This is a genomic window from Bacillus sp. S2(2024) (assembly GCF_050474045.1).
Classification (GTDB): domain Bacteria; phylum Bacillota; class Bacilli; order Bacillales; family Bacillaceae_G; genus Bacillus_A; species Bacillus_A yunxiaonensis.
This window is the reverse complement of the sequence record NZ_JBFLUS010000003.1, coordinates 330108-351406: the sequence shown is the minus strand read 5'-3', so window position 1 is coordinate 351406 and position 21299 is coordinate 330108. Positions and strand designations below refer to the sequence as shown.

Annotated in this window: 21 protein-coding genes and 1 riboswitch; of the genes, 11 read left to right on the top strand and 10 right to left on the bottom strand. The window is 36.8% G+C overall.

Annotated features, from left to right (window positions below; genetic code table 11):
* Positions 1–5: 5 nt before the first annotated feature.
* Positions 6–1097, top strand: coding sequence for a GerAB/ArcD/ProY family transporter (locus AB1284_RS01950; RefSeq protein ID WP_429752093.1), 1092 nt, complete (start codon positions 6–8; stop codon positions 1095–1097).
* Positions 1098–1155: 58 nt separating this feature from the next.
* On the top strand, positions 1156–1719 hold the full coding sequence (locus AB1284_RS01945) for a PCYCGC motif-containing (lipo)protein (protein WP_429752094.1): 564 nt from the start codon (positions 1156–1158) through the stop codon (positions 1717–1719).
* Positions 1720–1932: 213 nt separating this feature from the next.
* Here AB1284_RS01945 and AB1284_RS01940 read toward each other — a convergent pair whose 3' ends face one another.
* Both AB1284_RS01940 and AB1284_RS01935 read right to left on the bottom strand, forming a co-directional pair.
* Positions 1933–3354, bottom strand: coding sequence for a PH domain-containing protein (locus AB1284_RS01940; RefSeq protein ID WP_429752096.1), 1422 nt, complete (start codon positions 3352–3354; stop codon positions 1933–1935).
* Positions 3347–3826 carry a PH domain-containing protein gene (locus tag AB1284_RS01935; RefSeq protein WP_429752098.1) on the bottom strand — a complete coding sequence of 160 codons (480 nt, stop codon included), beginning with the start codon at positions 3824–3826 and terminating at the stop codon, positions 3347–3349. The genes AB1284_RS01940 and AB1284_RS01935 overlap by 8 nt, the downstream gene beginning before the upstream one ends.
* A 161-nt stretch (positions 3827–3987) precedes the next feature.
* On the opposite strand from AB1284_RS01935, the gene AB1284_RS01930 reads away from it, so the two are divergent.
* The 5 genes from AB1284_RS01930 to AB1284_RS01910 all read left to right on the top strand — a co-directional run bounded on the left by AB1284_RS01930 (position 3988) and on the right by AB1284_RS01910 (position 6606).
* A complete protein-coding gene (locus tag AB1284_RS01930; protein WP_429752100.1) occupies positions 3988–4245 on the top strand; it encodes a YhdB family protein in 258 nt (85 codons plus the stop codon).
* Between the two features lie 170 nt (positions 4246–4415).
* Positions 4416–5315, top strand: coding sequence for an LCP family protein (locus AB1284_RS01925; protein ID WP_429752102.1), 900 nt, complete (start codon positions 4416–4418; stop codon positions 5313–5315).
* Positions 5316–5468: 153 nt separating this feature from the next.
* Positions 5469–5900, top strand: a complete 432-nt coding sequence (locus AB1284_RS01920) for a disulfide oxidoreductase (RefSeq protein ID WP_429752104.1) — start codon at positions 5469–5471, stop codon at positions 5898–5900.
* Entirely contained in the window at positions 5900–6316 is a 417-nt protein-coding gene (locus tag AB1284_RS01915; RefSeq protein WP_429752106.1) for a thioredoxin family protein, read from the top strand. Before AB1284_RS01920 ends, AB1284_RS01915 begins: the two co-directional genes overlap by 1 nt.
* Before the next feature lie 74 nt (positions 6317–6390).
* Positions 6391–6606 carry a DUF1540 domain-containing protein gene (locus tag AB1284_RS01910; protein ID WP_429752108.1) on the top strand — a complete coding sequence of 72 codons (216 nt, stop codon included), beginning with the start codon at positions 6391–6393 and terminating at the stop codon, positions 6604–6606.
* A 51-nt stretch (positions 6607–6657) separates the two neighbouring features.
* On the opposite strand, the gene AB1284_RS01905 is transcribed toward AB1284_RS01910, so the two are convergent.
* From AB1284_RS01905 to AB1284_RS01895, 3 genes are all read right to left on the bottom strand, one after another.
* On the bottom strand, positions 6658–6930 hold the full coding sequence (locus AB1284_RS01905) for a hypothetical protein (RefSeq protein ID WP_429752109.1): 273 nt from the start codon (positions 6928–6930) through the stop codon (positions 6658–6660).
* A gap of 140 nt (positions 6931–7070) precedes the next feature.
* Positions 7071–7844 (bottom strand): L,D-transpeptidase, encoded by a 774-nt coding sequence (locus tag AB1284_RS01900; protein WP_429752110.1) that lies wholly within the window; start codon positions 7842–7844, stop codon positions 7071–7073.
* 381 nt (positions 7845–8225) lie between these two features.
* Positions 8226–9095 carry an SDR family oxidoreductase gene (locus AB1284_RS01895; RefSeq protein ID WP_429752112.1) on the bottom strand — a complete coding sequence of 290 codons (870 nt, stop codon included), beginning with the start codon at positions 9093–9095 and terminating at the stop codon, positions 8226–8228.
* 233 nt (positions 9096–9328) lie between these two features.
* Between AB1284_RS01895 and AB1284_RS01890 the strand changes: the two genes are divergently transcribed.
* From AB1284_RS01890 to AB1284_RS01875, 4 genes are all read left to right on the top strand, one after another.
* A complete protein-coding gene (locus AB1284_RS01890) occupies positions 9329–10630 on the top strand; it encodes an NCS2 family permease (protein WP_429752114.1) in 1302 nt (433 codons plus the stop codon).
* A gap of 89 nt (positions 10631–10719) precedes the next feature.
* Positions 10720–10828: riboswitch (SAM riboswitch) on the top strand.
* 84 nt (positions 10829–10912) lie between these two features.
* Positions 10913–12025: a sugar ABC transporter substrate-binding protein gene (locus AB1284_RS01885; protein WP_429752116.1), complete on the top strand. Its 1113-nt coding sequence runs from the start codon at positions 10913–10915 to the stop codon at positions 12023–12025.
* Positions 12022–13506 (top strand): sugar ABC transporter ATP-binding protein, encoded by a 1485-nt coding sequence (locus tag AB1284_RS01880; RefSeq protein WP_429761865.1) that lies wholly within the window; start codon positions 12022–12024, stop codon positions 13504–13506. The genes AB1284_RS01885 and AB1284_RS01880 overlap by 4 nt, the downstream gene beginning before the upstream one ends.
* Positions 13490–14500, top strand: coding sequence for an ABC transporter permease (locus AB1284_RS01875; RefSeq protein WP_429752120.1), 1011 nt, complete (start codon positions 13490–13492; stop codon positions 14498–14500). The genes AB1284_RS01880 and AB1284_RS01875 overlap by 17 nt, the downstream gene beginning before the upstream one ends.
* Positions 14501–14536: 36 nt before the next feature.
* On the opposite strand, the gene AB1284_RS01870 is transcribed toward AB1284_RS01875, so the two are convergent.
* The 5 genes from AB1284_RS01870 to kdpA all read right to left on the bottom strand — a co-directional run bounded on the left by AB1284_RS01870 (position 14537) and on the right by kdpA (position 21293).
* Positions 14537–15391, bottom strand: coding sequence for a patatin-like phospholipase family protein (locus AB1284_RS01870; RefSeq protein WP_429752122.1), 855 nt, complete (start codon positions 15389–15391; stop codon positions 14537–14539).
* 159 nt (positions 15392–15550) lie between these two features.
* Positions 15551–16696: a KdpD-like non-kinase potassium sensor gene (gene kdpDN / locus AB1284_RS01865; protein WP_429752124.1), complete on the bottom strand. Its 1146-nt coding sequence runs from the start codon at positions 16694–16696 to the stop codon at positions 15551–15553.
* Positions 16697–16912: 216 nt separating this feature from the next.
* Positions 16913–17494, bottom strand: a complete 582-nt coding sequence (gene kdpC, locus AB1284_RS01860) for a K(+)-transporting ATPase subunit C (protein ID WP_429752126.1) — start codon at positions 17492–17494, stop codon at positions 16913–16915.
* An 18-nt stretch (positions 17495–17512) separates the two neighbouring features.
* Positions 17513–19612 carry a potassium-transporting ATPase subunit KdpB gene (kdpB, locus tag AB1284_RS01855; protein WP_429752127.1) on the bottom strand — a complete coding sequence of 700 codons (2100 nt, stop codon included), beginning with the start codon at positions 19610–19612 and terminating at the stop codon, positions 17513–17515.
* Positions 19613–19625: 13 nt separating this feature from the next.
* Positions 19626–21293: a potassium-transporting ATPase subunit KdpA gene (gene kdpA / locus AB1284_RS01850; RefSeq protein WP_429752129.1), complete on the bottom strand. Its 1668-nt coding sequence runs from the start codon at positions 21291–21293 to the stop codon at positions 19626–19628.
* Positions 21294–21299: the final 6 nt, after the last annotated feature.

Genomic DNA, 21299 nt, shown 5'->3' with positions numbered 1-21299 from the left:
AAAAAATGAATCTACATAGCAAAGAATTTACGGTTTCTCCTTATTTTACGTTTTTTTTAATTCACTCTCTTCAAATAGGAGTAGGGATTTTAGGCTTTCAGCGTATTCTTATTAAACATGCTGGCTATGATGCTTGGATTTCCATTATTATCATGGGAATCATTACGCATTTCGTTTTATTTTGTATGCTTCAAATGCTTGAAAAAGATAATGATTTAATTAACATTCATACTACATGCTTCGGAAAATGGCTAGGTAAAGTCTTTACAATATTCTTTATGATATATTACGGACTATCTTGTCTTACCATTTTCCGGACATATATTGAAGTTGTTCAAGTATGGGTATTCCCAACTATTAAATTATGGCAAGTGGGACTTATTATTTTATGCGTTGTGTACTACATTTTAAGCGGAGGATTTCGCTCTATAACAGGTATGTGCTTTTTAGGCGTTATCTTGCCTCTTTTAATACTTTCCTTTTTCGTTTTCCCACTTAAATACGCTCATTTCCGCAATATTTTACCTGTTTTTACTCACTCTTTTTCCGATATTATGTTATCGACAAAGCAGGCTTCGTTAGAATTTCTAGGATTTGAAGCATTACTCATGTTTTATCCACTTATTGAAAAAGGGAAAGGCGTAAAGCGGTGGGCACATTTTAGCATTTTTTTTACAACCTTTCTATATGTGCTTGTAGCCTTGCTATCATTTGTTTACTTCAGTGAGGGTCTGCTGCAGCATACAGTATGGGGGACATTAACAATGTTTAAAATCATTAAAATCCCTTTTATTCAACGATTTGAATACGTGGTTATCTTCCTTTGGTTTCTCATCATTTTACCAAATCTTTGCTTAACAACATGGGCTTCTTGCCAAGCTGTACATCGTTCTTTTCAGCTGCCATTTAAGGTTGCTTTTCCAATATTTATTGGAATCATTTATATTAGTTCCTTATTTTTTATGAACCGTGAATCCATCAACACATTAAATACGTATACTTCTAAAATTGGATTGTATTTAATATATGTTTATATACCTGTCCTTTTTGTTTGGCACTACTTTTGTTATCGGTTGAAAAATAACACTTCCTCATAGGAAACAACTGGGAAGTTTGTTACAATTTTAGTAAAATTAAAATAAAGGAGAAATGTTGATGAGAAAGCCGCTTTTATTATGCAGCATGACAGGAATGCTTGCCTTTACAATGATTGGCTGCACGAATACTGAAGATAAACAGTCAGCAAAAGAAACAAGTTCTTCCACTTCATCACATGAACATAAACAACCAGCAAAAGAAACAAGTTCCTCCACTTCACCACATGAACATCACCAAGAACAAAGGGATATCGCCGAAACAACAAAAGGAATCGATACGCTCCCTTCTTTCTTATCTGGACATGATGCACAAATAAGCCAAGTTTATGCCGTAGCAGCAAAACATGCTGAATTACTTCAATGGATTCCATGCTACTGCGGATGCGGTGACAGCGTCGGGCATAAAAGCAATAAAAACTGTTTCATTCGTGAAATCAAAAAAAATGGTCAAGTTGTTTGGGATTCTCATGCAACAACTTGTGTAAACTGCCTAGAGATTGCTCTAGAATCAGCAAGATTACAAGACAAAGGAAAATCACCGCTTGAAATTCGAAAATACATCGATAATAAGTATAAGGAAGGATATGCGAAACCAACGCCTACTCCAATGCCAAAAGAATAAAGTGAGACTTCCATCAGTCCACGAATAGCAGAATAAAAACGAGGGAGATAATCCCTCATTTTTTATCCCGCATTAACGGGCAGTAAGACCCCCTCCTCAAGATGCAGAGAGAAACGAGGAAGATAGGCGGGGGATGACTGCCCGTAAAAGCCCGATTGGTTCAACTAACCATCAGTGGGGGATGAAGCGCTCCCCACTGACGGAAGTTTCACTTTATGCGAAATCACTCTCTTTTTCGTAAGAATACCATCTCCGAAGCGAAGTTCCAACTGTATCGTCTGCATCTTTTATACGAAATGTCATGTTTTTCGCACCCGATTTCACACATATTTTCACATTACATAACGCTGATGGTTCTTGAAGTAATGTTTTGGAAACCGTTAACGCCTGTATATGACTTTTTTTTGTATACACCGTTATTCTTCCAATTCGGCGATATATGACAGTAAGTTGCTCTCCCGTAATACACCAACGCGCATCATAGTATCTGCGATAACCTAAGACTGCGCCAACAATAAGAAAAATAGGTGCTGCATATTTTACCATTGCAGTTTGAGGTAGTGTAATCGCTATGAATAAAAGAACAGGCACAATAACTCTTATCATATAGCGCTCAAATGATCGCTTTGGTAAATGTTGAAACGAAGATGGAGCTCGATAATCAGGAAAATAACGCTGCAATAAATATGGAATATGGCTTCGCTTTACGAGCGGAAAACAGACAAGGCGAAAACCTGCGTATTCTTCTTCTTTCGAACTTGCACTCACAAAACGAATTGTAGCATAACCAAGCCATTGCCGAATTATATTTTCCTCTACTTTAATTGCTTGAATACGATTAAGCGGAACGATAAGTTTTTTCTTCTCAAATAATCCCCTCGTAATAACAAGGTCATCCTTTTGTTTCACAACTGTAAATCCATGATATTTTTGATATACAAGCAACGTACCGAGTAACCATCCCGCTGCAAGAACAGCAATTGCAACCTCTCCGTAAAAAGAAGGTGTTTGTGACTGAAAATTTTCTAACTTAAAATGAATCGAAACGTACTCATCTATCTCTGTATAAATACCAAGCAGCACCGAAAATACAAAGCCAATACTGCCTGATGTAGCCGCATATAGAAACGTCTTTTTATTCGATAATGTGAATACTGGCAGCACAGCAATATCCTCTTGTTTCCTTCTCTTTCTTTCAGAAAGCTGCTCTTGAATATGACTCGCTTCTTCTTTTGTAATGATTTGTAATACTACTTCTGCTCCTTCCCTACTTCCCGCCGTATCAATTTGCAGTTCCGTTAACCCAAACAAACGATGAATTATATTTTGTGATTCATGAATTGCCTGAATTCGTTCTTTCGGAATGTACTTTCGTTTTTGATTTAACCATCCTTTCTCAAGAATTACTTGTTCTTCAGTAATCGTATATGTAAATCGATACCAACGCATCCAAGCAATACAGATAAGAATAAACAAAGGCACAAAGCTAAAAATAATCGTATTTATCAAAATAGAAAACGGTAAGCTATTGCGAAACTTAAATAAGAAAATAAGATAAAGGGGAAATAATGCCGATGCATGTTTCACAACTGACAATAGGATTGACAACGAATGAATTCTATTTCTTCTATACATCGGCAACCGCCACCTGCGCTAAAGTAGAAAGTTGCTCCCGTAAATATTCTGCATCTTCATATGCAATCGCTGGAATTGTATGAGTTGCCGCTGCTGTCGTAATATCCACTGATGCTAATTGGTAATAACGTAAAAATGGGCCTTGCCTTACATCTACATGTTGCACACGAATCATAGGAATTAATGTTTTCTCTGTAATAAATACCCCTCGCTGTAAGTCAATCTCCTGCCCGCGTATCATATAGCGCCACCTCTTCCATCTAAGCTTTGGATATATACCAATTGTAAAGATAGCATGTCCACCAAAAAAACAAAGAAATAAGAGTTGTAAGTTTGTCATACTTCGAAATGCGTCAAGCCAATATACCGCTCCGCCATAAGCAATCCAAACAATAATATTGATTGAAAGTGCCGTTAATCTCCATACTTGAATCGCTCGTTCATCAACCGACTTTAGTAACCTTTGACTCATTGACTCACCCTCTCCGTCTCTTTATTTTCTTAATATTCTTACTATTTATTATAAACATATTTCCTTTTCTTTCCCATAACATTCTGTTAACAAATTCTTTCAAGTGTATTTCTTCTTTTCCGTCACACACTATATATAACTCCTCACTAAGGAGGTACACCATGCAAACATACACCGACTACGATAAAGCTCTCTATTACACGTATTGCTGTAACTGGGAGAAGCTGCTTGTACTTATGGTACAAACAGAAGATGAGCTGTTTTCGAAACGAATTGAACACTTTCTACATGCTTATCAATACGGTAAAGATTTATCAGAAGTTGACCAAAAACTTCAACTTTTGTTTCAATATATTGATCATGCAACGCAAAAAACATATACAGAACAAGCGGAACAAGTAGAGCAAGTTCATATGTAAATAAAGTGAAACTTCCATCAGTAATTGACTTTCTAATAACAACCATTAAACCAATCAGGCTTTTACTACCATAAAACGCTATCCCTATGCAACGGGATAGCGTTTTTGTATATTTTTCCAAATCATTGTTCATAATACATAATGAATATTACGTAGACGGACGTGATCATGTGAAAAAACATATGTGCTTATTTTTACTTATTGCATTATTTATGATTGGCTGCCAAAAATCATCCAAACAAAATAATCCGGAACACTTCCAACCATTTCATGGAGCTAAAAACAAGCAAGGACCATTTAACGTACTACTTATCGGAAATGATTCTCGCGGAGAAAAACAAGCTAGAGCTGATACAATTATGATTGCACAATACAATAAAAAAGAAAAAAACGTAAAACTCGCTTCTATTATGCGTGATAGCTACGTAGAAATTCCTACCTATGATAAAAAATATAATAAAATTAATGCCGCCTACTATTATGGAGGTCCTGAATTATTACGAAAAACCATTCAACATAACTTCGGAATCGATGTATCACATTACATTACAATTGACTTTGCGGCATTCGAAAAAATTGTAGATACCGTCGCTCCAGAAGGAATTACCGTAAATGTAACGCAAACAATCATCGATGATATGGGATTACATTTACAACCTGGACCCCAACGATTACATGGAAAAGAATTACTAAAATATGCACGTTTCCGTCATGATGCTGAAAGTGACTTCGGACGTGTCGGGCGCCAACAAGAAGTACTACAAGCTCTACAAAAAACCTTTACCGAAAAAGTTCAATCCGTAGACGGTGTATTCCAATTACCTACGATCATACAAGACCTTCTCCCTTATATCCATACGAGTATGGATGCTCAAACATTATTTTCACTCGGTAGCAACGTTCTATTGCATCCTATTGAAAAGATGGAAACAATGCGAATTCCAGTGGCAAATGGATATGAACCAAAAACATACGAGCATGCCGGGGCAGTATTACAGCTTCACCCACAAAAAAATAAAGAAGCAATTCAAAAATTTTTTATCGATTCAACGAAAGCTGTTAATCGTTAAAACCAAGTAAAAACAAGGTGTACATCACCTTGTTTTTTTATTTCCAAGTTTTCAGCGCAAAAAACTTTTATTATGTTGAATGTTTTCTCTTTCTTTTCCACTCCTCCTCGTACTATAATTTTGTATGTAACTATTATAAGAGAGGTATAAAGAATGGATCGCGAAAAAAAACAAGAAACTTTGTTATTTACTGCTTGGGGAACTTCGTTTATTGCTACACTCGGAAGCTTATATTTTTCCGAAATTATGAAATTTGAACCATGTACATTATGTTGGTACCAACGTATTTTTATGTATCCATTTGTGTTACTACTTGGCATTGCAGTTGCACGCAAAGATTACCGCATTGCCACATATTCCTTACCAATCGCAAGCATCGGTGCCTGTATATCGCTATATCATTATGCCATTCAAAAGATACCTGCTTTTTCAGAAGCTGGAGCAGTATGTGGACGAGTTCCTTGTACAGGAGAGTATATTAATTGGTTTGGTTTTATCACAATCCCATTTCTAGCACTAACTGCTTTTGTAATTATTTCTATTTGCAGTTTTCTTTTACTAAAAACAAATAAGGAGATGAAATAATGAAAAAAATGTTTCTTTTTGGCGGCATTGTCGTCGTTTTATTAATCGCTATTTTTGCAGTAACAAAAACTGAACAAAAACAAGAGAATGCAACAGACTACTATACAAATAAAATTTCTTTAGAAGATCTCCGAAAAAATGTAACAGAAAAGAAAGATCAAACAATTTACTTCTACCAGACAGACTGTGTACATTGTAAAAAAGTATCGCCAATTGTCATTCCAATGGCAAAAGATATGAACATTGATATGAAAGTTTTCGACTTAGAAAATCAACCAGATGCTGTGTGGGATGAGTTTAAAATTACAGGTACACCAACTATCATTCACTTTAAAGAAGGGAAAGAAGTAAGCCGTATTGAGGGAGAAGAGTCGAAAGACAAGTTCAAAGAATGGTTTACAGCAAACAAGAAGTAACAAGAAAAGGAAACTTCCTTTATACATGAAGTGAGTACAAAAATCTCACACTACTTATATAAGGAGGGGATCCTATGCCAGAAGTACGATGTTCTGTCTCCAACTGCTCATTTTGGGGACAAGGTAACTTTTGTCAAGCAAATGCCATCCTCGTTCAACCTGACTCTCAAGAATCTATACAATCAGCGGACGAGTCATTTACAGATACAATATTATCTGGACAAACAATAGAAAGCTCGGCAACAACGAGTGTAGAAACATGTTGCCATACCTTTCAACCAAGATACTAAAACAACAGCCCACGAGTAGCGGGATAAAAGCGTACGATGAATCGTACGCTTTTATAATAAAATAACCCCCTGTTTCCAAGAAGCATGCATCATTGAAATATATACAATAACAATAAAAACCGTACCAAATAATGTAACCCATCGATATATATCATTTCCACATTCTCTTGCCTCAACAAATGCCCATACAAAACCCACTAATAATAATAAGTCTATATATGGAATGTACATAGAAAAAATAAATGAAACAAACAAATATATAACAAATAAACAAAGTGTAATTAAAAAAATTGCAAACGCAAATTTACTGTCTCCATTTTGCATAGCATATGTCCCCCTCAGCTTTACAATATTATATTCAGAGAGGGATTTTGTTGCGTTAAAAAAAGGATACCCTGTCCCAGCGGTACCCTTTATCCCCGCTATTCGCGGGCAGTAAAACCCCCACTGATGGAAGTTTCACTTCATTCCACTTCATATTTTCGTTTGTATATATCACTCAGTACAGAGTAAGGAATTTGTTCATACCTTACCGTTGTTTCTTTTTCATCCATAATATATAAATTATTCCCTATGTAATACAGTCCTTTTTTTCTTTGCGAATACACAGGATATACTTCATTTGGTAATACTGTTTTAACTGCTGTAAATTGCCCGTTCGGTTCTTGCCAATATATTTTTGTTTGATCTATCGTCCTAATCTTACCAATTTGCTCTTCCTTTACCACTCTTCCATTCCAACTGACAACCCGGTATCCAAATTTATGTGCTGCATATTCAGGAGATGTATGAAAATGAGCAATAATTACCTTCGTTTGTAATGGAACTCGATCATACAGCCATTGAATATCTCGATCATACATACGAATACATCCATTTGACTGACGACTGCCAATCGACCATTCACGATTTGTCCCATGAATCCCATATTCATTTTTATTTAAGCCCATCCACCTAGTGCCGAGTGGATTATTAGGTGCACCGCCCGGAATATTTTTTCTGTGATATGCTTTATTTTTATATTTATTAATAATGCAAAATGTTCCTTCTGGAGTAGGAGTGCTTGTCCTTCCTGTTGTTACAGAAAAAGTTCGCACATAATTTCCATCTTCAAAAAAAGATAGTTGGTTTGTCGCTAGATTTATAAGTAATAAATGATCTGTCTTCTCAGCAGAAACAATTGGTACATATAAAAAAAAGAAAAGAAATAACAATGTAAGTGAACATGCTTTTTTCATCAATGTCACCTCCACATTCTCCTTGAAATCTCACCATAAAATGCTATGTGGTTCATTTAGTTTTTACTATAAATTCAATTCTTATGAATGAGAGTTGACCTTAAAGGTCAGTCTCTTTTTTACGCGCTCTTAAAAATATCGGCGGAAATAGTACATTTATCCCGCTATTCGCGGGCAGTAGCCGCCACCTCAAGATTCCGAAAAAGGCGAAAAGGGTAGGTGGAGGATAACTGCTGGCATACGCCCCCCGATTGATGAGAGCTTTCCACCAGTGGGGATAAAACCTCCCACTGATGGAAGTTTCACTTTATCGGCGCTTCGACACAATATAAAGACCCTCCGACATGCAAATAGTCGGTCCACCAGCTAGTCCAATACCATCTAACCGTTTACAATAACGCCGCCATTAACATGAAGCATTTGTCCAGAAACATAAGTAGAATCATCAGAAGCTAAATACACATATGCTGGCGCTAACTCAGATGGTTGTCCTGGCCGTTTCATTGGTACATTGCTGCCAAATTCCGATACTTTTTTCTTATCAAAACTTGACGGGATTAGGGGTGTCCAAATGGGACCTGGTGCAACTCCGTTAACACGAATACCTTTTGGAACTAGCGATTTTGCCAATGAACGTGTAAAGGAGACAATCGCACCTTTTGTTGCTGAATAATCGATTAACTGCTCATTTCCTTCGTATGCCGTAATGGAAGCAGTATTCACAATTGTATCGCCTTGTTTTAAATGAGCTAGTGCTGCTTTTGTTATATAAAAATACGAGAAGATATTAACTCGAAATGTCTTTTCCAGCTGCTCTGCTGTAATTTGCTCTAAACCTTGCTGCGGATATTGCTGAGCAACATTATTCACAACAATATTTAAACCTCCCAATTGCCTTGCAGCCTCCGCTACAACTTGCTGACAATGCTGTTCATCACTTACATCTCCCGGAAATAAAAAACATTGTACACCTTGCCCTTCTACCCAACGCTTCGTTTCCTCTGCATCTTCATGTTCATCTAAATAAGCAATTGCTATATTCGCGCCTTCTTTTGCAAAAGCAATCGCTACTGCTCGGCCAATTCCGCTGTCTCCTCCTGTAACAAGTGCGTATTTCCCTTGCAACTTCCCGCTCCCTTTATACTTCTCATCTATACATTTTGGGCGTGGATTCATGATTTTCTCAATACCCGGCTGTTTCTCTTGATGCTGCGGGGGCAATGTTTTCTTTGGTTGTTCTTGTTGCGTCATATAGAAAAAACCTCCTTATCATATCTCTTTCTTATGATGTGCCAAATCAAAAAATATACTTATTCTTACAAAAGCGAAATATATACGTAAAAAAGACCTTTAATATTCGAAATTTCTACATAAAATAAAGAGAAATGTAAGTTTTTTTATGTAAACCTCTTGCCAAAAAACAAAATAACGAATATTATATATAACTGTTGTGTAAATTATTCGTAAAAAGAAAGGATGTTTTTATGTTTAACCTTTCAAAACATCAAACTTCTATTAAAACTGAAATTATGGCTGGTATTATTACCTTCTTAACAATGGCATATATTATTGTCGTAAACCCAGTCATCCTTGGTGATGCAGGCGTTCCATTTGAACAAGCATTTACAGCGACAATCATCGCTGCTGTTGTCGGAACATTATTTATGGCATTCTTTGCAAATTTACCAATTGCACTTGCACCAGGAATGGGATTAAATGCTTATTTTGCTTACTCTGTTGTAAAAACTCATGAAGGTATGACATATGCAATTGCTTTCTCTGCTGTATTCGTAGCAGGTCTAATTTTAATTTTGCTATCATTAACTTCTTTCCGTACAAAATTAATGGAAGCTATTCCTGAAAACTTAAAACATGCAATTACAGCTGGTATCGGTTTATTTATCGCATTTATCGGCTTACGTCTGACAGGCATCGTTACGAAACATCCCTCCAATTTAGTTGGGCTTGGAGATCTTCACTCTCCGCCTGTTTTACTTGCATTAGCTGGACTCGGTATTACATTAGTACTTATGTCTTTAAACGTGAACGGTGCATTATTTATCGGTATGTTATTAACGGGAGTTATCGCTTACTTTACTGGTCAATTAACATTTTCAAACGGAATTACATCTCTGCCAGGTTTACCTGAAGGCGTGATTGTTTCCAATCCAATTACAGCATTTTCTGACGTTATTAACTATGGATTATACGGTGTTGTCTTCTCGCTCCTCCTTGTAACATTATTCGATACAACAGGTACATTACTTGGAGTTGCACAGCAAGGCGGGTTTATGAAAGATGGCAAACTTCCAAAATCCGGTCGTGCCCTTCTTTCAGATTCTATCTCAGCAACGATTGGCTCAATGTTCGGTACAACACCATCGACTGCTTATATCGAATCTTCTGCTGGTGTTGCTGCCGGTGGGCGTACAGGTTTAACAACACTAACTGTTGCGATATTATTTGCAGTAGCTGCATTCTTCGGTCCGCTTGTGGGCGCAGTATCTGGTGTTGCCGCAATTACAGCTCCATCATTAATTATTGTTGGTAGTTTAATGATGGGCACAGTTCGTCATATTGATTGGGATACATTTGATGAAGCTTTCCCAGCGTTTTTAGTTATTTTAACCATGCCGCTTACATCAAGTATTGCAACAGGTATTGCGCTCGGCTTCATTTCATACCCGCTTATGAAAATGGCAAAAGGTCAATTTCGTGCAGTTCATCCGCTTTTATACGTATTCGGTATTTTATTCGCTTATCAGTTAGTATTCATACCACATTAAGCTTCCTCTTTATGAGGAAGTTTTTTCATAAAAAATGTTTGACACCTATCTGGAAATGTGGAATAATTCAAACTAGTCAAATATTCGATGTCTTATCAAGAGCAGGTGGAGGGATGAGCCCTACGAAGCCCGGCAACCGACCCATAAATGGGCACGGTGCTAATTCTTACAACACAATCATGTGTTGAGAGATAAGAGAAATATGATAAGACGTCTTTTCTATGAAAAGACGTTTTTTATTTCCTCTCCCTCCCCGCTCTTGTAAATTGGGGAGGGATTTTTATGAAGAAATTATGTTCAATCTTATTAATTATTCTATTATTCACATTAACAGCCTGTAAAAATGAACAAGATGCTGTTTCAACACAAAAACAACAAACAGCTACAAAAGAAACAACTTCAAAACAAGAAACTTCACAAACGGAAATTCCAAAACAAGTACAAAAACCTTTAAAAGTTGCTTTAATTATGCAAATGTCTATTGGCACTTTCTCTTCTCAATATATTGAAGGAGTAAAAAAGCAACTTGAACAATTCGGTGGAAGTGTTCAAGTGTACAACTCCGATAACGATTTAGCAAAGATGGCTGCCAATTTAGATGCTGCTATTAACGCAAAAGTGGATGGAATTTTAATTGATCATGGGCGCTCTGAAACATTAAAACAAGGTGTAGAAAAAGCATTACAAGCAAATATTCCCGTCGTAGCATTCGATAACGATTTACGTTTACCTGGTGTTACTGTTATTGATCAAGATGACTATAGCCTCGCATGGAAATCATTAAAAACATTAGCTGAAGATTTAAACGGAAAAGGAAATATTGCCGTTGTATGGGTTGGCGGATTTGCCCCAATGGAACACCGCAGCGTCATTATCGATGCCTTTTACAAACGTTACCCAAACATAAAAGAAGTAGCTCGCTTTGGTACAGCTAGTAACAATACCGCTCTAGATACGCAAGCACAAGTAGAAGCATTGCTAAAAAAATATCCAAAAAAGGGAGAGTTAGATGCTATTTTTGCAGCTTGGGATGAATTTGCAAAAGGTGCAGTAAAAGCACTAGAACAAGCAGGCCGAACAGATATAAAAGTGTACGGTATTGATTTAAGCAACGAAGATTTACAACTCATGCAAAAATCAGCTTCTCCATGGGTCGCAACAGCTGCCACTGATCCAGCTGAAGTAGGAAAAGTACAAGTACGCTTCTTATACCAAAAGATTGCAGGAGAACATACGCCAGATATTTATTCATTAGAACCACATCTTGTAAAGAAAACGAATTTACCTACAGAAAGTGTAGCAATGGAACAGTTATCAAAATACATAAATGGCTGGGGCAACTCAAAAGATGCTTACTCACCTTGGATGAATAAATTAGAGAAGGAGAAAAAATAATGACATTTTCACTCCAAAACATTACACATCATTATACGGATTCTCCTGTATTACAAGATGTTTCTATGACGATTAAAAAAGGACAAATACACGCGTTACTAGGAATGAACGGAGCAGGAAAAAGTACTTTATTAAAAATTGCAACCGGAGAAATCACTCCGGTTGCTGGAAAACTTCTCATCGATGAGAAAGTAGTCTCTTTTTCTTCACCACGAGATGCAAAAAAACATGGCATTGCTTTCGTAACACAAGAAGTTGATCACGGATTGATTCCGAATTTGTCTGTATTAGAAAATGTACTCCTTGATTATTTAGCAATGCAAAACAAAACATTTTTTTCAAAATCAAAACTCGTACAGCTTGCAGAACATTACTTGCATGCTGTACATGTTGATCTGAATGTATGGAAAGACATTTCAAATTGTTCTTTACACGAAAAACAATTGCTTCTCATTTCTCGTGCCCTATCAAATAACGCAACTTTTCTCTTATTAGATGAACCTACTTCGTCACTTGGTCCTAAAGAAGCAGCAAACTTCGGTAATTTATTACAACAATTAAAAGCACAAGGAATTGGAATTGTTTTAATTTCTCATCGCATTTCAGAAATTAGACAATATGCAGATGTTGTAACTGTATTACGAGACGGAAAAGTTGCACTGTCTGAAGCTACCTCAACAATTAGCGACCAACAAATTATTGAAGCGATGACAGGAAAACAAATAACAATGCATGCAAATACACAAAGTAAATTAGAAACACCATATATATTTCAAGCTGACAATCTTTATACATATCGGAATCGTCCTCCCTTGTCCCTTCACATTCGTAAGGGGGAAACAGTTGTCATATATGGATTAATAGGCAGCGGAAAAACGACTCTTGCAGAAACATTATTTGGTGCTCGTCATTCTTATAAAGCAGTCATTACTAATAAGAACATAAAAATTAAAACGCCGCGCGATGCCATTCAAGCAAAGATTGCGCTCGTACCCGAAGAAAGAAGAAAACAAGGATTATTTTTATCGGAAAGCATTACAGACCATTTAAATTTACATCAATCCGGCTGGAAACAATTACGTTCAGAAAGAGCTCATACAGAAGCAGCCATTTCTTCATTTCGTATTTCGCCAAACGATCCAAATGCATTTGTGCATTCACTTAGCGGGGGAAATCAACAAAAAGTTTCTATAGCAAAATGGATCGGGTTTACACCAAACATATTTCTTTTGGATGAACCAACAAAAGGAGTAGACGTCGCTGCAAAACAAGATATCTTTCGATTTATTAAACAAATCACAGCAGCTGGTAACTCGGTTATATATTTCACTGGAGAACAAGATGAAGCATTACAAATCGCAGATCGCATTCTTATATTAGCAAACGGAGAATTTATAGGAGACTATCTTCCACATGAACTATCTCCAGAACAACTTTTACATCTATCTGAAGGGAGCCATTCCATTGAATCTAGTTCATGAAACAAAATCAAAAAAGCAACTTATACCTACTAATCTTTTCTATCAATTTAGCACAATCGCTATTATTATAGGTGTTACGATTTTCTTTTCAATTGTAAATGATTCTTTCTTAACTTATAAAAATATTAGTGATATTTTACGCTCTGTTTCTATTGTTACATTACTTGCAATCGGAGTTACATTTACATTAATAGTTGACGGTTTCGATTTATCAGTTGGATCAACAGCTAGCTTAGCAACAATTGCTTCTGCAGCATGTCTTGTTTTATACAGACAGGAATTGTTACTTACACTACTAATCCCCATTTGCTGCGGGCTATTAGTTGGATTACTAAACGCATTACTCATTATCCGTATTAAACTATCTGATTTACTTGCTACATTAAGCGTGATGTACATTGTTAACGGAATTCACCTAACATTTTCAAAAGGCTCTTCTATTTATGAAGGAATGTCTAGCACGAACGGCACTGCTTCCGGACATTTTATCCCTTCCTTTTTATTTATTGGTCAAGGTTCTATCGCGAGTGTCCCAGTTCCTGTAATCATCATGCTAATCATTGTACTCATTTCATATTTATTTTTAGAAAAAACAACGTATGGACGCTTCTTTTACATGACAGGTGGAAACCGTGAAGCTGCTCGATTAGCCGGGATTCCTACAGATCGTTACCGTTTATATGCGTATATGATCAGTGGGCTTCTCGCTTCTATTGGCGGCATCGTTCTTAGCAGCCGTATTGGGACTGGTCAAGTATCAGCTGGTGCACCACTATTAATGGACGCTGTCGCTGCCGCTTATATTGGCTATGCAATGTTCGGTGCCAAAAAACCGAACGTAATTGGAACTTTTCTTGGCTCTATTCTAATTGGTATCATTTTAAATGGTTTAACAATGATGAACGTTCCTTATTATGCTCAAGATATTGTAAAAGGAAGTATTCTCGTTGCTGCTCTTGCCTTTTCATTCACCAAAAAGAAGCTTGCTCGCTAAATAAAAAGGTGACTCATATTATCTTGAGTCACCTTTTTACTTAGCAAGAAATTGCACTAAATCTTCATGCATTTTCTCAGCATCTTGAAATCCTTGCTCATACAAGCGCTGTAATTTTTCTGGATTCTTCTCCATACGATCCACTTCTAATTGGTCTGTCGGACGAATAACAAATATATTCCCTGCTGCCTCTTCTTTTTCAATATAATGAAGTGTCTCATTATATATTTCATAACGGGCTAGCATGGTGTTTACTAAATTAGGATATTTTTTATACGCTTTCGCTGCAATCCAGCCAAATTTTGATTTTTTCTTCGCATAGCCTTTATTTCTTGTCAAAACAACAACTGATTTTTGATAACCATCTACCTGTGCCTTCCGAACAGGAATTGGATCTGAAATTCCACCATCCAATAGCTTTTTCCCGCCAAATTCTACAACAGGTGCTACAAATGGCAATGAACTTGATGCCTGTAGTAATGTTAATGCTTCTTCTTGTGTACGTCCCTTTTCAAAATAAACAGGCTGTCCAGTTTCACAATCCGTCGCTCCTACAAGCAAACGCTGTTCCGTATTAAAATAGGTTTCAAAATCAAATGGAACATGCTGCTTTGGGATTTCACGAAAAATAAAGTCCATATCAAACAGCTGACGCTTTCTCCACAAGTTTTTATACGATAAATATCTTGGATGCGTCACATATTCAATGTTTACTGTTTTATTTCTTTCCTTTTGTCTTGAAAGATACGACGCTGCATTACATGCACCTGCCGATACACCAATCACATATGGAAAATATAAATCATTTTCCATAAAGTACTCCAATACACCCGCTGTATATACACCGCGCATACCGCCGCCTTCTAATACTAGACCCGTATTTTTGAGCATTTCCTTCTCCTCTTTCTACATAATATATATAGACTTTAATCATTCACATTGTTAAGTATCTCTTTCTATTATATAGAAAATTTTTAAGAAACCCTATTCAGAAGACTTACAAAATGGAAAAAATCGTATTCATATACATGAATACGATTCGAGTATGACCTACATCCGTTGATCTGCCACAATATGAATATCAATGTTCTTCGTCTGTCTCATAATTTCATTTACAATCGAGCCTTTTCGAATTTCTTCCCATCTTGTTCTTGCTGATTGTCCTAATAAAATTTGTGTTACCTGCAATCGTTTGGCAACTTGAATAATCGTATCCGCAGGCTTATTTCCCTTGGTTTCTTCTAATAAAAATGTGGCGTCAAACTGACTCGTTAAAGCTTTCCATTCGTTAATAACCTGTTTCTTTGCTTCTGATAAAGATTCAATATTTTCTCTTTCTACATTTAATACATATAACTCTGCATTTAAACGGTTTGCCATGCGCCAGCCTCGACGAATGAGCTTTTCTGCCGTTGAGCTGTACTGAACACAAACAAGGATTTTTTCTTTCACTCCAATTGGTTCTTCAGCAAATTGGCTAATTTTCTCATCCATATCATCTGCAACTTCTCGAAGTGACAATTCACGGAGCGCACCTAAATTATTAAGCGTAAAAAAATGATTTAAACTGCGTTGAATTTTTTCTTCCTTATATATCTTTCCATCCATCAATCGTTTTCTAAGTACTTCCGGCGTTACATCCACAAGCTGAATTTCATTTGCCTTTTGTAAAATAAAATCAGGAATGCGCTCCCTTACTTTCACACCTGTAATTTGCTCCACAATATCATGTACGCTTTCTAGATGCTGGATATTAAATGCAGATAAAACATCAATACCGGCATCCACTAATTCTTCCACATCCATATAACGTTTTTTATGTTTAGAGCCTGGAATATTTGTATGAGCCAACTCATCAACAATAACAACTTGCGGTGCCCGTTTTATAATTGCTTCTACATTAAGCTCGTGAAACACTTTTCCTTTATACTCAATTTCTTTTAAAGGAACAGCCTCTAAATCAGCGATAGCATCGTCTGTTTCTTTTCGCCCATGTGTTTCAATTAAACCAATAACAACATCAATGCCTTCTTTTCGCATCTCTCTCGCATCAAAAAGCATTTTATAACTTTTTCCCACTCCTGGAGCTGCTCCGACATACAGCTTTAATTTTCCTCGATTCAGTTGCCGAATATATTCTAAATATTCTTCTGGTGTACGCCTTTGGAACGTTGGCTTATAGTCATCTGCATACATCACAAATTCCCCCTACCCCTATCAAACAATGCTACCCCAATCACATAGATTGAGGTAGCATTGTTATTATCCCGCTATTCGCGGGCAGTAAGACCCCCACCTAAAGATTCAGAGACAAGCGAAGAAGATAAGTGTGGGATAACTGCCCGTAAAAACCCGATTGGTTCAACTAACCATCAGTGGGGAATAAAGCGCCCCACTGATGGAAGTTTCACTTTATTTGATCATTTTTTGTAATTCTAGATTTAGCTTTAATACATTGACACGATCTTCACCAAATAGTCCGAGTGCTTTTCCTTCTGTTTGAGATTCAATAAGTTTATTAATTCTCTCTTTCGGAATATTCGTTATTTTAGAGATACGATCTACTTGTGCGTAAGCTGCTTGTGGACTAATATCAGGATCTAATCCTGAACCAGAATTCGTTACTAAATCCATCGGAACCTCTGAAACAGGAACTGTTGGATTCTCCTTCTTCCAATTTTCCACGCTCTCTTCTACACGTTTTAATAAATCTGGATTAGATGGCGCATAGTTATTAGATCCGGATGCTTCTGCTTTATATTCTATACTAGAGACACGTCCATGAAAATAACGTGGATCTGTAAAATTTTGACCAATTAATTTTGAACCAATCACTTCATTTTTTTCATTATATATGAGACTTCCGTTCGCATTATCTTTCATAACCGCTTGTGCAATTCCTGTGACAAGTAATGGATATACAAGCCCGCATACAATAAGAAACGTAAAGGTTATACGAATGACAGGTGAAAGTATCTTTTGTTTTTCAAACATTTTCATTTCCCCTTTTCCTTAAATAAACAGCCCTACAATCATGTCAATCAGCTTAATACCAATGAATGGAACAATCATTCCACCAAGTCCATAGATAAGTAAATTACGTCCTAACAATGCATTAGAGCTCATCGGTTTATAAGCAATTCCTCTCATCGCTAACGGAATAAGCAGCGGGATAATAATCGCGTTAAAAATAAGCGCTGATAAAATGGCTGATAACGGTGAATGTAATTTCATAACATTCAAAGCTTCCATTTGTGGAATTGCCAATGTAAACATTGCTGGAATAATCGCAAAGTATTTAGCAATATCATTGGCGATACTAAATGTTGTTAATGCACCGCGTGTCATTAATAGCTGCTTACCAATTCCTACAACCTCAATAATTTTCGTTGGGTTTGAATCTAAGTCAATCATATTTGCTGCTTCTTTCGCTGCTGCAGTACCGCTATTCATCGCCAGACCAACATCCGCCTGTGCTAAGGCCGGTGCATCATTTGTACCATCACCAGTCATGGCAACAAGCTTTCCTTTTTCTTGCTCTGCTTTTATTACTGCAATTTTATCTTCCGGCTTACATTCTGCTACAAATTCATCCACACCTGCTTCTTTTGCAATTGTTGCGGCAGTAAGCGGATTATCACCTGTACACATTACTGTTTTAATTCCCATTTGACGAAGCTGTTCAAAACGTTCGCACATACCTGGTTTGACAGTATCTTTTAAATAAATTAATCCGTAAATACGATCATTTGCTGCAACTGCAAGTGGTGTACCACCTTCTTTTGCAATTAAATCAGCTTTTTGATTTAAGTCTTTCGGAACTGTACCGCCTTGTGATTGTACCCATTCAAGTACAGCACCAACTGCACCTTTTCGTACTTTTGTACCATCTACTAAGTCAACACCGCTCATTCGTGTCTCGGCTTTAAATGGAACAAACTCACCTTGCTCAGCAAGTGTACTGTTATAAGAGAATGCTTTTGATTGTACGTATTCAATAACCGAACGTCCTTCTGGTGTTTCATCTAACACTGAGCTAAGCGCTGCCCATTTTGCAACTTGTTCAATTGTTTCATTTCCCACTGGCAGAAGCGTATGTGCCATACGATTACCAAATGTAATAGTACCTGTTTTATCTAAAATAATTGTATTAATATCACCAGCTGCTTCAACTGCTTTACCACTCATTGCTAAAACGTTAAACTTCGTTACACGGTCCATACCTGCAATCCCAATTGCGGATAACAAACCACCAATTGTTGTTGGAATTAAACAAACAAGAAGTGCAACTAGTATAGACGTATCAATTTGAAAACCAAGATAATTCGTAAAGATTGGTAACGTAACAACAACGATTAAGAAAATAAGTGTTAAACTCGTTAATACAGTGTTCAGAGCAATTTCATTTGGTGTTTTTTGACGAGATGCTCCTTCTACTAAAGAAATCATTTTATCTAAGAAAGATTCACCAGGATTACTCGTAATTTGAATTGTAATTTCATCACTAACAACGATCGTACCCCCTGTAACGGAGCAAAAGTCACCGCCAGCCTCTTTCATAACTGGTGCAGATTCCCCTGTAATAGCTGATTCATCAACAGATGCTAAGCCACGAATAACTTCCCCGTCACTTGGAATCATTTCTCCTTGTTTTACAATAACAACGTCGCCTTTTCTCAGTTCAGTTGCTGAAACTTGAACAACATTTCCATTCTCTCTTATTACATTTGCAAATACATCTTTTTTAGATTGTTTTAACGAATCAGCTTGCGCTTTTCCACGCCCTTCTGCCAATGCTTCTGCAAAATTAGCAAATAAGACAGTGAATAATAGAATAAGAGAAACCGTTATATTGAACCACCCTGGTATATTTTTAGATACATTCGGTAGAAATGATAAAATCAACGTTAGAAAAAAGCCAATTTCCACCACGAACATAATAGGATTTTTCACCATAACTCGCGGATCCAATTTTACAAACGCTTCTTTTATGGCATGTGTAATAATGTCATGATCCATTGTTTTTGCTTGTCTTACTTCATCTTCTGCTCCCATTTTTGGTGATGCAATCGATTGATTTGGTTGTTTATCTTTTACCACTACAGGTTTCATCATTTACCCTCCATTACTTCAATGTAAGAAATTCTGCGATTGGCCCTAACACTAACATTGGGAAGAACGTCAATGCTCCAACAATTACGATTGTTCCAATGAAAATACCCCCAAATAAACTATTATCTGTACGGAATGTTCCGATTGTTTCTGGTACTACCTTTTTCTCTTTTAATGAAGACGCTACAGCCAACATTGTAATTAAGCTGAAATAACGTCCTAAGAACATCACGATACCAGTCGTAATATTCCAAAAAGCTGTGTTGTCTCCTAAACCCTCAAAACCGGAACCATTATTTGCAGCCGAGGAAGTATACTCATATACAACTTGTGTTAAACCATGAAACCCAGAATTCGAAATCGCATCTGTTCCTAAATGAGTTGAAAATGCCAACGCTGAAAATCCTAAAATCAGTAAAGGATGAAATAGTATGGTTACCGCAATCAATTTCATTTCCTTGCCTTCAATCTTTTTCCCTAAAAATTCTGGTGTACGTCCAACCATTAACCCCGATATAAAAACAGCTATCATTGCGTACATAATAATATTGACAAAACCTGCGCCAACTCCGCCAAACACTGTATTTAACATCATATTTACAAGTGGTACCAATCCACCAATTGGCGTTAACGTATCATGCATGGTATCAACAGCACCTGTTTCCGCTGCAGTTGTTACAGTAGCATACAGTGAAGAAAACACTGTTCCAAATCGAACTTCTTTCCCTTCCATACTACCTTGAGTATGCTGCATACCCATTTGATTTAACGCTGGATTTCCATGTAATTCTGCCGTCACAATTGTTGCAAATCCCATTAAAAACACAATGAATAAAGAAGCGAAAAGAACACGTCCTTGTTTTTTATTCCCAACCATTCTTCCATACGTAAATGGTAAAGCTGTCGGTAACAGCATCATCAGCATCATTTGTAAAATGTTACTTATTTGTCCTGGGTTTTCAAATGGATGCGCGGAATTGGCTCCGAAAAATCCTCCGCCATTGTTCCCTACTTCCTTAATAGAAACGAAAGAAGCAACTGGACCACGTAATATGCTTTGTTTTGCCCCTTCAATCGTATGAGCTGTAACGGCTCCGTCCAACGTTTGCGGTACACCAAGAGCAACGAAGACCAACGCTGTTACAAACGCGATTGGAAGAAAAACCCTTGTTAAAGCACGTATAAAATCTACGAAAAAGTTCCCAAGTTCCTTACCTGCTAATCCTCTTATAAAAGCCATTACAAGTGCTAATGTTGTTGCTGGTGCTGTAAACATTAAAAACGTAATCGCGATTAATTGTGATAAGTACGATAAACCATTCTCACCGCTATAATGCTGTAAATTTGTATCTGCCATAAAACTAATAGCTGTATTAAAAGCAAGCGTAGGCTCCATGCCTTTAACATGAGCTGGATTTAATGGCAGCACGCCTTGTAAGCGAAATATGAAATATACGACAATAATCATAAAACCATTAAGAGCAACTAATGATAGTGCGTATTGCTTCCAACTCTGGTTATAAGGCTTAATACCCGAGATTTTGAAGATGATTTTTTCAACAGGGCCAAATATTTTGTCTAATTTACGATTCCCTTGGAACGCCTTCTCTAAATAAATCCCCATTGGTTTTGCAACAAGAACAAATAATAGCATTGTGATCAAAACTGCAATCCAAACCATAATAAA

What these genes read in the sequence shown, in the direction of transcription:
- AB1284_RS01950 (WP_429752093.1), top strand. Translation starts at nt 6, where the DNA reads ATGAATCTACATAGCAAAGAATTTACGGTTTCTCCTTATTTTACGTTT.
- AB1284_RS01945 (WP_429752094.1), top strand. Translation starts at nt 1,156, where the DNA reads ATGAGAAAGCCGCTTTTATTATGCAGCATGACAGGAATGCTTGCCTTT.
- AB1284_RS01940 (WP_429752096.1), bottom strand. Translation starts at nt 3,354, where the DNA reads ATGTATAGAAGAAATAGAATTCATTCGTTGTCAATCCTATTGTCAGTT.
- AB1284_RS01935 (WP_429752098.1), bottom strand. Translation starts at nt 3,826, where the DNA reads ATGAGTCAAAGGTTACTAAAGTCGGTTGATGAACGAGCGATTCAAGTA.
- AB1284_RS01930 (WP_429752100.1), top strand. Translation starts at nt 3,988, where the DNA reads ATGCAAACATACACCGACTACGATAAAGCTCTCTATTACACGTATTGC.
- AB1284_RS01920 (WP_429752104.1), top strand. Translation starts at nt 5,469, where the DNA reads ATGGATCGCGAAAAAAAACAAGAAACTTTGTTATTTACTGCTTGGGGA.
- AB1284_RS01915 (WP_429752106.1), top strand. Translation starts at nt 5,900, where the DNA reads ATGAAAAAAATGTTTCTTTTTGGCGGCATTGTCGTCGTTTTATTAATC.
- AB1284_RS01910 (WP_429752108.1), top strand. Translation starts at nt 6,391, where the DNA reads ATGCCAGAAGTACGATGTTCTGTCTCCAACTGCTCATTTTGGGGACAA.
- AB1284_RS01905 (WP_429752109.1), bottom strand. Translation starts at nt 6,930, where the DNA reads ATGCAAAATGGAGACAGTAAATTTGCGTTTGCAATTTTTTTAATTACA.
- AB1284_RS01900 (WP_429752110.1), bottom strand. Translation starts at nt 7,844, where the DNA reads ATGAAAAAAGCATGTTCACTTACATTGTTATTTCTTTTCTTTTTTTTA.
- AB1284_RS01895 (WP_429752112.1), bottom strand. Translation starts at nt 9,095, where the DNA reads ATGACGCAACAAGAACAACCAAAGAAAACATTGCCCCCGCAGCATCAA.
- AB1284_RS01890 (WP_429752114.1), top strand. Translation starts at nt 9,329, where the DNA reads ATGTTTAACCTTTCAAAACATCAAACTTCTATTAAAACTGAAATTATG.
- AB1284_RS01885 (WP_429752116.1), top strand. Translation starts at nt 10,913, where the DNA reads ATGAAGAAATTATGTTCAATCTTATTAATTATTCTATTATTCACATTA.
- AB1284_RS01870 (WP_429752122.1), bottom strand. Translation starts at nt 15,391, where the DNA reads ATGCTCAAAAATACGGGTCTAGTATTAGAAGGCGGCGGTATGCGCGGT.
- kdpDN (WP_429752124.1), bottom strand. Translation starts at nt 16,696, where the DNA reads ATGTATGCAGATGACTATAAGCCAACGTTCCAAAGGCGTACACCAGAA.
- kdpC (WP_429752126.1), bottom strand. Translation starts at nt 17,494, where the DNA reads ATGTTTGAAAAACAAAAGATACTTTCACCTGTCATTCGTATAACCTTT.
- kdpB (WP_429752127.1), bottom strand. Translation starts at nt 19,612, where the DNA reads ATGAAACCTGTAGTGGTAAAAGATAAACAACCAAATCAATCGATTGCA.
- kdpA (WP_429752129.1), bottom strand. Translation starts at nt 21,293, where the DNA reads ATGGTTTGGATTGCAGTTTTGATCACAATGCTATTATTTGTTCTTGTT.